The sequence below is a fragment of the Intestinibacter sp. genome, assembly GCF_051866655.1.
Classification (GTDB): Bacteria; Bacillota; Clostridia; order Peptostreptococcales; family Peptostreptococcaceae; genus Intestinibacter.
On record NZ_JBJDXL010000466.1, the window covers coordinates 1 to 11761 of the forward strand.

The window sequence follows — 11761 nt, forward strand, 5'->3', positions numbered from 1 at the left end:
TCAATGACTATGAACGTCAACTTAAAGCTGGAGTTCCTACTACAGAAATAACTTTTGACCCTGTTAGCTTAGGAATAAAAGGAGCTAAATTCTGGGAAGAAAGAGCTAAAGAAGCTAACAAATAATAATTTAAAATAATAGCGAATTATAAGGGGATGCATAATTTAAGTATCCCCTTTTTATAATGCATAGGAAAGGGTAGCGTACTTGCTGCGCCAAGTACTTAAATTATATTCCTTTGAAATAGTGGATAAATATAATTTTCGTCATGCATTTCAAGAAAATCAACATTATGAATCTTTAGAATAAAGATTTTCTTATATGTATGAAAAATAATGTTCCATTTGATGTGCTGAATATTTAAATTTCATAAATTTATATACAAATGTGTATAAAGTTTGTATAAATTGGAAATAAAATAAAAAAATATCTATTTATATTGTAATTATATATGGAATTTTTTTTTAGATTGGTTATAATTTTATATAGGGTGTAAATTGCTTGTATTATATAAACTGATATATTTTTTCTAAAGAATTGACAATATAATTCTAAATGAATAAAATATAGTTAAATTGGATAAATATGTTTAGCGACTAATGCCTTTAGTAGGTGGCAATTATACATAATAAAATACTTAGGAGGAAAAAAATGTTAGATATCAAAAGAATAAGAGAAAACTTAGATGATATTAAGAAAGCTATGGACAGAAGAGGTGAAAAAGAATTTGACCTTGATGCAGTTGTAGCATTAGACGACGAAAGAAGAGAATTATTAAAAGAAGTTGAAGTAATGAAAAATGAAATGAACATCGAATCTAAAAAAATACCTCAACTTATAAAAGAAGGAAAGGACGTTACAGCAGACAAAGCTAGACTTAAAGAACTATCAGATAAAATAAAAGTTGAAGATGAAAAAGTTAAAAAAGTTCAAGATGAATTAAAATATAGATTACTTAGAATACCTAATGTTCCAAATCCAAAAGTTCCTCAAGGAGAAACTGATGCAGATAACGTAGAAGAAAGAAAATGGGGAGAACCTAGAAAATTTGACTTTGATTTCAAAGCTCACTGGGATATAGGAACTGATTTAGGTATATTAGATTTTGAAAGAGCTGCTAAAATAACTGGATCAAGATTTACTTTATACAAAGATAAAGGAGCTAAATTAGAAAGATCTTTATATAACTTCTTCTTAGATGAAAATACAACAGTTCAAGGATATACTGAATTTATACCACCATTTATGGCAAATGCAAATTCATTTATAGGAACTGGACAATTACCAAAATTCGAAGAAGACATGTTCAAAGTAGACAATGGATACTACTTAATACCAACTGCAGAAGTACCTCTAACTAATATACATGCAAATGAAATACTTCCATATGATGTATTACCACTTAACTATACTGCTTATACTCCATGCTTTAGATCAGAAGCTGGTTCTGCAGGTAGAGATACTAGAGGTCTAGTTAGACAACATCAATTCAACAAAGTTGAAATGGTTAAAATATGTGCACCAGAAGAATCATACAATGAATTAGAAAAATTAACTGCAAATGCAGAACATTTACTACAAAAATTAGGATTACCATATAGAGTTGTAAGAATATGTACTGGTGACTTAGGATTCACTGCTGCTTTCAAATATGACTTAGAAGTATGGATGCCAAGTTACAATAGATACGTAGAAATATCTTCTTGCTCAAACTGTGAAGACTTCCAAGCTAGACGTGCTGGAATAAGATTCAAGAGAAGTAAAGACTCTAAAGCTGAATACTGCCATACATTAAATGGTTCTGGTCTTGCTGTAGGTAGAGCATTAGCTGCTATACTTGAAAACTATCAACAAGAAGATGGTTCTGTAGTAGTACCAGAAGTATTAAGACCTTATATGGGTGTAGATGTAATAACAAAATAGTAAATTAGATAATTAAAAAAATAAAATAGCGCTGATAATTAATTTATCGGTGCTTTTTTATTTGTAAATAGTAAATTAATAAAATCGAACATCAATATAAAAACAATACATATAAAAAACACTATATAATTTAAAATAAGAACTATTTTTAAAAAATATAAATAAATGTTTGACAATTTATGTAAATAATAATAGAATTAAATCATCAACGTAAAGGGGGAGAAGGAATGAAAGCATTTTTAACAGTAATAGGAAAAGACAAAGTGGGGATAGTGGCAGCAATATCTGATGAATTATTCAAACTAAATGTCAATATTATTGACATAACACAAACTATAATGGAAGACTTTTTCACTATGGTAGTAATGGTGGATTTAAGCAAAAGTTCTAAATCTTTTGACGAAATTAAGGATGCTCTAGTAAAAAGAGGAGAATCTATAGGCGTAGAAGCTAGAATTCAAAGAGAAGAAATTTTTAACAAAATGCATAGAATTTAGGGGGTAGTCATGAACGTTAAAAATATACTAGAAACTATCAGCATGATAGAAGAACAGAAATTAGATATTAGAACTATAACAATGGGTATATCTTTACTTGACTGCATTGATTCTGATGGAGAAAAGGCAAGAGAAAAAATATACAAAAAAATAACTACTTGTGCTAAGGATTTAGTAAAAGTAGGTAAAGACATTGAAAGTGAGTTTGGTATTCCAATAGTAAATAAAAGAGTTTCTGTAACACCTATATCAATAGTAGCAGGAGCTTGCGATGATAAAGATTATGTGGAATTTGCGAAAACTTTAGATAAAGCAGCAGAAGAATTGGGAATAGATTTTATAGGTGGATTTTCTGCTTTATGTCAAAAAGGTTATACTAAAGGCGATGAAATATTAATAAAATCAATTCCAGAAGCCTTAGCATGTACTAATAAGGTTTGTGCATCAGTTAATGTAGGCTCTACAAGATCTGGACTTAACATGGATGCGATAAAAGAAATGGGACAAATAGTAAAACAAACAGCCGAGCTTACAAAAGAACAAAAGGGATTTGGTTGTGCTAAATTAGTTGTATTTTGTAATGCTGTTGAAGATAACCCATTTATGGCAGGTGCTTTCCACGGAGTTGGAGAAGCAGATACAATTATAAATGTAGGTGTAAGTGGTCCTGGAGTTGTTCAAAGAGCACTTGAAAAAGTCAAAGGTGAATCTTTTGATGTTGTAGCAGATACAATAAAAAATACAGCATTTAAAGTAACTAGAATGGGACAATTAGTAGGTCAAGAGGCTTCTAAACGTCTAGGAGTACCTTTTGGTATAGTGGATTTATCATTAGCTCCAACACCAGCAATAGGAGATTCTGTTGCAAATATAATTGAAGAAATGGGTGTCGAAGTTGTAGGTGCATACGGTACAACAGCAGCACTTGCTTTACTTAACGATGCTGTTAAAAAAGGTGGAGTTATGGCTTGTTCTCGTGTAGGAGGATTAAGTGGTGCATTTATACCAGTATCAGAGGATTCAGGAATGATAGATGCAGTTTTAAATGGATCTTTATGCTTAGAAAAATTAGAAGCTATGACAGCTATATGTTCAGTTGGTTTAGATATGATAGCAGTTCCTGGAGATACACCAGCTGAGACAATAGCAGCTATGATAGCCGATGAAGCTGCTATAGGTATGATAAATAACAAGACAACTGCAGTCAGAGTTATACCTGCTCCAGGCTGTAAGGTTGGAGAAATGGTTGAATTTGGAGGTCTATTAGGTAGAGCTCCTGTAATGGAAGTTAATAAATATTCTTCTAAAGATTTCATAGACAGAGGTGGTAAAATACCAGCTCCAATACATTCATTTAAAAATTAATATAATGAAATAAATAGATTGCTGTAAATTGATTTTGATCATTTTACAGCAATTTTTTTTGAAAATAATATTTAAAATTTTAACAATAGGTTTTATAAAAATTAGAGGAGAAATAATTGTTAATAACAAATAATAATATAGTTGATTATTTTAGGGGGTGGGGTCTTGGCGAAAAAGAGGATTAAAATAAAATATACAAATTTATTTATACTTATAGTAATTGTATATATATTAGTCCAAATTATAATTTGGGCAATTGGATACTTTACAAAAACTCAAGTACTTGAAAATGAATATATTTCGTTAGATATAAAAGAAACAGGTCTAGTTGTAATGGAGGAATATCTTATAAAATCAAATGAAGAAGGTACTGTAAGCTATAATGTCTCTTCTGGAGAAAAAATCCAAAAGGACAAGTCTATACTTACAATAAATCAATTGAATCAAAACGATGAAATATCAAGTCAAATTAAATCCCTACAAGATGATATAAAAAAATTAGAGAAAGAAAAAAACAGCGTAAATTCAAATATTATACTAAATAAAAAAGAGCAGCTTAAAATATTAGAAAGTAAAAGAAATAATTATTTTATAGATTATAAATCACCTATTTCAGGAATTGTATCTTTTAAATACGATGATAATTGTGACAAGCTAGATCGCCAAATAGAAGATATAGATGAAGATATACTAGATTCTATTGAAAATAATTTTGTTGATATAAAATCTGAAAAGCATAAGGTTAAATCATCGGATATATTGCTTAGAATAATAAATCCAAATGAAGTATATGTATACATATTTACTGATAAAAATGTTTTCAAAAATAATCAAGATGTGAGCATTGTTATAAATGAACACGAGATTAGTGGAAAAGTTTACAATATATATAAAAAGAATGGAAAAAATGTTGCGATAATAAAAATTATGGAACAAAATATGTCAATATACGATACAAGAATTGAAGAATTTGATATAATATATAAAAAAATAGAAGGATTTAAAATACCTATAGAATCTGTTGTAGAAGAAAATAATATTTTAGGTGTTTATGTAATAAACGAAGAGACAAAAATGCCTGAATTTGTAAGTTTAAATAAAAATTTCTATAAAGATGAAAAATATCTATATGTGGATTATAATAGAATTAAAGATGAAAAAAATTTGAATTTATATGATAGAATATTATTATATCCAAATTTTATAAACAAAAATATTAAAGTGAGCAGGTGACGTTTAAGTAATGAGTATAGAAGCAAATATAAATAAAATTAGAAATGAAATTGCATCAATATGCAATGATTGTGGCAGAGATCCTAAAGATGTTAATTTAATGGCTGTTACAAAAACAGTCGATACTGACGCAGTACTTGAAGCTATAGATGCTGGTATAACAGATGTAGGTGAAAATAAACCTCAAGAGTTAGCTAGAAAGTACGAAGTAATAGGAGATAAAGTAAATTGGCATTTAATAGGAACATTGCAAACTAATAAAGTAAAATATATAATTGATAAAGTCACAATGATACATTCATTAGATAGAGAGCCTCTATGTGAGGAAATTCAAAAAAGAGCAGAAAAAATAGACAGAGTTATAGATTGCCTAGTTCAAGTTAACATATCTAAGGAAGAAACTAAACATGGACTTTATAAAGACGATGTAGTAGATTTTGTTAAGATGGTATCTGAAAAATATAAAAATATAAGAATTAAAGGTCTTATGACAATGGCACCATTTGTAGAAGATGAAGAGGTTATAGAAGGCGTATTTAAAGGTTTAAAAGATTTATCTTTAGAAATAGAATCACTTGGCCTTCAAAATGTTTCTATGGATACTCTATCTATGGGAATGAGTCATGACTACCATATTGCGATAAAACACGGTGCTACTATTGTAAGGGTAGGAACAGCAATATTTGGTCCAAGAAATTATAATAAATAAGTTTAAATATTATTTATATGTAGGACTTAAATTATATTTAGTACTTGAAAATATAATTAAAAATATTAAAAAAAGGATTATAAATTTAAAGGAGGATGGAAATAATGGCAAATGGTTTATTTTCTAAATTTAAACATTGGATGACAGAAGAAGAAGATTATTATGATGACGATGAAATAGAAGATGAATTAGAAGAAACTGAAGAAGAACCAATAGGTAACGACATAAGTGCAATAAAAAGCTCAACTAAAACTACTGCAACAAGTAAGGTTGTTAATTTACATGGAGTGAATCAAATGAAAGTCGTAATAGTAGAACCTAAAAAATACGAAGATGTAACTGTAATAGCTGATCATTTAAAACAAAAAAAGGCTGTTATAGTTAATCTAGAAGGACTAGCTCAAGACGTAGATACTAGAAAAGCAATATTCTATTTTATGAGTGGTGCAGTTTATGTAGTCGAAGGAACTATACAAAAGGTATCAAAGGCAATATTTATATTAGCACCAAATAATGTAGATATAGATGCAAATATGAAAAAGGAATTAGAAAGCAAGGCTTTTTTTCCATGGCAAAAATAATTGAATAAAGGAGAAATAATATGTATATATTGGCAATATCGCTGATAAAATTACTAGATTTAATATCATTCATCATACTTATACAATGTTTATTGAGTTGGATACCATCAATTAGGATGAGTAAGCTTTACGAGGTTTTAAGTATGGTTACAGATCCGATTGAGGAGCCTATAAGACAGGTTTTATATAGATATGTGTCACTTCCTATTGATTTCTCACCAGTGGTGGCTATTTTATTAATAGGATTAATGAAAAATTTAGTATATATTATATTCTGGTAGAAATGGATAAATTAAGACTTACAGCACATATTAAAGATATAGAACTCAAAAACAAAATGTACAAGGTAATAGACAAGGCAAATAGTTGCTTAAAAAATTACGATATAAAGACTACAGAATTTTTAAATCCCTTTGAAGTTAAAAATGCAATAGATATTTTGAATTCAGAGGGAGATTTAAAATATAAAGTAGATGGTGGATATGAAGGATCAGAAAGGCAAATAATATATATTTTTCCGTATTATATTGAAGAGGAAGAAGTAACAGGTAGTTTAAAAGCAATACAGATTGAAGGGAATTTTAAATTTAAGAGCATTTCTCATAGAGATTATTTGGGAGCTTTGCTACATTTAGGTATAAAACGAGAAAAAATTGGAGATATACTAATACATGATAACTTCTGTCAAGTAATTGTAAGTGAAGATATATGCGATTTTATAATTATTAACTTGGACAAGGTTTCTAGAAATAATGTAAAGGTCAAGGAAATAGCTGTAAAAGATATTATCAAAAATGAATTGAATTTTAAAGAGATATCTTTTACAGTTTCATCTTTAAGGATAGATTCTATTATAAGTGGCGTTTATAATTTATCTAGGACAGAAAGTGTAAAGTTAATAAAAGGTGAAAAAGTAAATATAGATTATGAAAAGATAATATCTCCATCTAAAGAAGTTAAATCTCAAAGCCTCGTATCAGTAAGAGGTCATGGAAGATTTATAGTTGAGATTGGAGACTTAACAAAAAAAGGTAGGACAAAAATAAAAGGTAAGATTTTTTTATAGGAGGTTAAAGCATGATAACTCCAATTGAGATACAAAATAAAGAATTTAGAAGATCTTTTAGAGGATATAATGAAGAGGAAGTAGACGAATTCTTAAAGATAGTTACATCAGATTTTGAAGCTCTTTATAAAGAAAATATGGATCTTCAAGAAAAGATAAAATTGTATCAAGAGCAAGTTAGCAGATATAAAAGCATAGAGGATACATTAAATGCAACATTGATTACAGCTCAAAGTGCAGCAGAGGATACTTGTCTTGCTGCCAATAAAAAGGCTAAGATAATAGTTGAGGAGGCTCAGCTTCAATCAAAGCATATAATCGATGAAACAAATAATCGTGTATTAGAGATGAGAAAGGAATACGATAATTTAGTAAAGGAATTTAAAGTCTTCAGAAATAGATTTAAATCATTGATAGAGGATGAAATGGAAAATATCGATGAAATTTTTTCTGATGTAGATGAAAATTGTCAAATTCCTTTTAGAGAATGTAATTATATAAAAGAAGATATAGATGATACAGCTGAGTTATTTACTCAAGAAGTAGTTTTAGATCAAGAGGTATCTGAAGTAGCTGGTGAAGTAGACGTAGAGGAAACAGAACAAGCAGATAAAAATAATATTGAGTTATCAAAAAACAATTAAAATTTGAATTAAATGTATAAAAAAATAAATATTAGCAATAATATAAATACAATATGCAATAATAAAATATATTGATTATGTTTTTTGTTGACGAATAAAGTTAATTATTGTATAATTATCAAGTATAATTGAAGAACAGAAAAGCTATGATAGAGAGAGTAGACTTTTAAATAATTTACAGAGAGTTGGATTAGGTGGAAGCCAATATTTATGAGAAAGTTGAAGATCACTCTGGAGCTGTAAGCTGAAAGATTTTGTCTATTAAGCCGAGCCGGTTAGTGCCGTTAAACTATAGAGTGTTACATATTTATTTTAATATGTAGAATTAGGGTGGTAACGCGATTATAACTCGTCCCTTTGTAAGGGAGGAGTTTTTTTATTTGGTAATAATTAAACATAAAGGTAGTAATTATAAAATTATGTTGATGGATTTTTTAATTCATATATAAAAGTTAAATTTATAAGAACTTATATGTATATTTTAATTGCGAAATTATGAAAAGTGAGTAAATAATATCAAATCAAAAAAGAAAGGGTGATATTATGGCTAAATTTAAGCCTCTTGTTGATTCTTCTGTCAAAGATGCTGAAGCAGAAGTGTCAAAATATTGGAAAGATATAAACATATTAGAAAAAACATTAGAAAAAGGTGTCAACGATCCAAGTTATGTATTCTATGAAGGACCTCCAACAGCTAATGGAAACCCAGGTATACACCATGTTGTAGCTAGAACATTAAAAGACTGGGTTTGTAGATACAAAACTATGAGCGGTTACCAAGTTCAAAGAAAAGCTGGATGGGACACTCACGGTCTACCAGTAGAATTACAAGTTGAAAAAGAATTAGGGCTTACAAACAAACAACAAATAGAAGAATATGGTATAAAAGAATTCAACCAAAAATGTAGAGAATCAGTTTTCTCTTATGAAGCAAAATGGAGAAATATGACTGAAAGAATGGCATATGAAGTTGACTTAGACAACCCATATATAACTCTAGACAACAATTATATAGAATCAGTTTGGTGGATATTAGACAAATTCAATAAAGAAGGGTATTTATACGAAGGACATAAAATAGTTCCTTATTGCCCAAGATGTGGAACAGGTCTTGCTTCACATGAGGTTGCTCAAGGTTACAAAGAAATAAAAACTAATACAGTTATCTGTAAATTCAAAAAAGTAGATGCTGAAAATGAATATTTCCTAGCATGGACAACTACTCCTTGGACTTTACCATCAAATGTTTCATTAACAGTAAATCCAGAAGTAGATTACTTAAAGGTTTCTAAAGATGGCGAAATATACTATGTATGTCAAGATTTAGCAAACAAGGTATTAGGTGAAGGTACTTATGAAGTACTTGAAACAATGAAAGGTAAAGCTTTAGAATATATGGAATATGAACAATTAATGCCTTTCGTTGAAGTTGACAAAAAAGCATTTTATGTAACTTGTGCTGATTATGTAACTACAGAAGATGGTACTGGTATAGTTCATACTGCACCAGCATTTGGTGAAGACGACTACAACTGCGGTAGAAAATATGGTTTACCAGTTGTACAACCAGTTGATACAAGCGGTAAATTTACAGCTACTCCATGGGAAGGTCGCTTTGTAATGGAAGATGGATTAGACGTTGAAATAATCAAATGGTTAGCTAGTGAAGGCAAATTATTCTCTAAAGAAAAAATAGCTCATAATTATCCACACTGCTGGAGATGTGGTACTCCACTTGTATACTATGCAAACCCAAGCTGGTATATAGAAATGACAAAATTAAGAGATCAATTAGTTGCAAATAACAATACAGTAAACTGGTATCCTAAATTTGTAGGTGAAGGTAGATTTGGAAACTGGCTAGAAAACGTAAAAGACTGGGCAATATCTAGAACTAGATATTGGGGTACTCCACTTAACGTATGGAGATGTGAATGTGGACATACTGAATCAGTAGGATCTAGAGCAGAACTTGCAGAAAAAGCTATAGAAAATGTAGATCCAGCTACAGTAGAACTACACAGACCATTTGTAGATGAAATACATTTAACTTGTCCAGAATGTGGTAAACCAATGACAAGAGTAAAAGAAGTTATAGACTGTTGGTTCGACAGTGGTGCTATGCCATTTGCTCAACATCATTACCCATTTGAAAACAAAGAAAAATTCGAAAGATTATTCCCAGCAGATTATATCTGTGAAGGTATAGACCAAACAAGAGGATGGTTCTACTCATTAATAGCAATATCAACTTTTGTAATGGGTAAAGCACCTTACAAAAACGTACTTGTTAACGACTTAGTTCTTGACAAAAACGGTAAAAAGATGAGTAAATCAAAAGGAAACACAGTAAATCCATTTGAATTATTCGATAAATACGGAGCAGATGCTTTAAGATGGTACTTATTATACGTATCACCACCATGGACTCCAATCAGATTTGATGAAGCTGGACTTAGAGAAATACAAAGTAAGTTCATAGGAACTATGAAAAACGTATATAACTTCTTTACATTATATGCAAATACAGACGATATAGATCCAAAAGATTTCTTTGTTGAATATAAAGATAGACCAGAGCTTGACAGATGGATATTATCTAAATTCAACAGCTTAGTAAAAGAAACTGTAGAAAACCTAGAAATATTTGAAGTTAACAGAGTAATAAGAAATGTACAAGCTTTCATAAACGACGATTTATCTAACTGGTATATAAGAAGATCAAGAAGACGTTTCTGGGCTACAGAATTAACAGAAGATAAAAAAGCAGTTTACAACACTACTTATGAATTATTAACTGGATTATGCAGATTAATAGCTCCATTTGCTCCATACATGTCAGAAGAAATGTATAGAGATTTAACAGGTGAAGTATCAGTTCACTTAGCTAAATATCCAAAATGTGATGAAAGCTTAATAGATGCTAAGCTTGAAGAAAAAATGGAATTAACTAAGGCTTTAGTTGCTTTAGGTAGAGCTTCAAGAGAAGAAAGTAAAATAAAAGTTCGTCAACCAGTATCAAAAGTATTAGTTGATGGTAAATATGAAGGCTTAATAAGCGACGTTGTAGATCTTATAAAAGAAGAATTAAACGTAAAAGAAGTAGTATTCGCTAAGAGCTTAGAAGAATACATGAACTTCAGCTTAAAACCAAACTTCAAGGTATTAGGACCAGTTTTAGGTTCTAAGATGAAACTATTTGCAGCTGCATTAGCTAAGCTAGATGCAAATCAAGTAGTTCCTAAATTAGAAGCAGGTGAAAAAGTATCTGTTGATTTAGATGGCGAAGCATTTGAATTCGACAAAGATCAAGTTTTAATAAACATAGCTTCTAAAGAAGGCTTTGATGTTGCTATGGCAAATAATATATTCGTTATATTAGACACTAATTTAACTGAAGAACTTGTAAATGAAGGATATGCAAGAGAATTCATATCTAAGGTTCAACAAATAAGAAAAGCAAGCAACTTCGAAGTTCTAGACAATATAGACATAGAATTCAATGCTGATGATGAAATAGCTAAAGCAGTTGAAATATTTGCAGACTATATCAAGACAGAAACATTAGCAGTTGAAATAAAAGCAGTTGATGCAACTGATTTTGAAAAATACGACTTAAATGGTCATGAAACAGGTATAAAAGTAACTAAAAAATAATATACTTAGAAAAACTATAGTATAAACATACAAAGGGGGTGTTGCAAAATAGAGTAAAATCTATTTTGTATTCACTTCCTTTTTTG

General features: G+C 29.6%; 10 protein-coding genes and 1 other annotated feature. All 10 genes read left to right on the plus strand.

The window, feature by feature from the left end:
- Positions 1-651 precede the first annotated feature (651 nt).
- The 10 genes from serS (at position 652) to ileS (ending at position 11675) form a co-directional block, all read left to right on the plus strand.
- A complete protein-coding gene (gene serS, locus ACI3VO_RS13965) occupies positions 652-1923 on the plus strand; it encodes a serine--tRNA ligase (RefSeq protein ID WP_439758504.1) in 1272 nt (423 codons plus the stop codon).
- 227 nt (positions 1924-2150) lie between these two features.
- Positions 2151-2420, plus strand: a complete 270-nt coding sequence (locus tag ACI3VO_RS13970; protein WP_439758505.1) for an ACT domain-containing protein — start codon at positions 2151-2153, stop codon at positions 2418-2420.
- Positions 2421-2429: 9 nt separating this feature from the next.
- Entirely contained in the window at positions 2430-3785 is a 1356-nt protein-coding gene (locus ACI3VO_RS13975) for a PFL family protein (protein WP_439758506.1), read from the plus strand.
- Positions 3786-3950: 165 nt separating this feature from the next.
- Positions 3951-5018: an HlyD family efflux transporter periplasmic adaptor subunit gene (locus ACI3VO_RS13980; protein ID WP_439758507.1), complete on the plus strand. Its 1068-nt coding sequence runs from the start codon at positions 3951-3953 to the stop codon at positions 5016-5018.
- A 10-nt stretch (positions 5019-5028) separates the two neighbouring features.
- The gene (locus tag ACI3VO_RS13985) at positions 5029-5727 is read left to right on the plus strand and encodes a YggS family pyridoxal phosphate-dependent enzyme (RefSeq protein WP_439758508.1); all 699 of its coding nucleotides are present in this window, start codon (positions 5029-5031) and stop codon (positions 5725-5727) included.
- Positions 5728-5831: 104 nt separating this feature from the next.
- Positions 5832-6308, plus strand: a complete 477-nt coding sequence (locus ACI3VO_RS13990; protein WP_439758509.1) for a cell division protein SepF — start codon at positions 5832-5834, stop codon at positions 6306-6308.
- Positions 6309-6328: 20 nt separating this feature from the next.
- A complete protein-coding gene (locus tag ACI3VO_RS13995; protein ID WP_320627141.1) occupies positions 6329-6589 on the plus strand; it encodes a YggT family protein in 261 nt (86 codons plus the stop codon).
- 2 nt (positions 6590-6591) lie between these two features.
- Positions 6592-7374 carry an RNA-binding protein gene (locus tag ACI3VO_RS14000; RefSeq protein ID WP_439758510.1) on the plus strand — a complete coding sequence of 261 codons (783 nt, stop codon included), beginning with the start codon at positions 6592-6594 and terminating at the stop codon, positions 7372-7374.
- Between the two features lie 11 nt (positions 7375-7385).
- Entirely contained in the window at positions 7386-8018 is a 633-nt protein-coding gene (locus ACI3VO_RS14005) for a DivIVA domain-containing protein (protein ID WP_439758511.1), read from the plus strand.
- A gap of 137 nt (positions 8019-8155) precedes the next feature.
- Positions 8156-8378, plus strand: a binding site (T-box leader).
- 183 nt (positions 8379-8561) lie between these two features.
- Entirely contained in the window at positions 8562-11675 is a 3114-nt protein-coding gene (ileS, locus tag ACI3VO_RS14010; RefSeq protein WP_439758512.1) for an isoleucine--tRNA ligase, read from the plus strand.
- Positions 11676-11761: the final 86 nt, after the last annotated feature.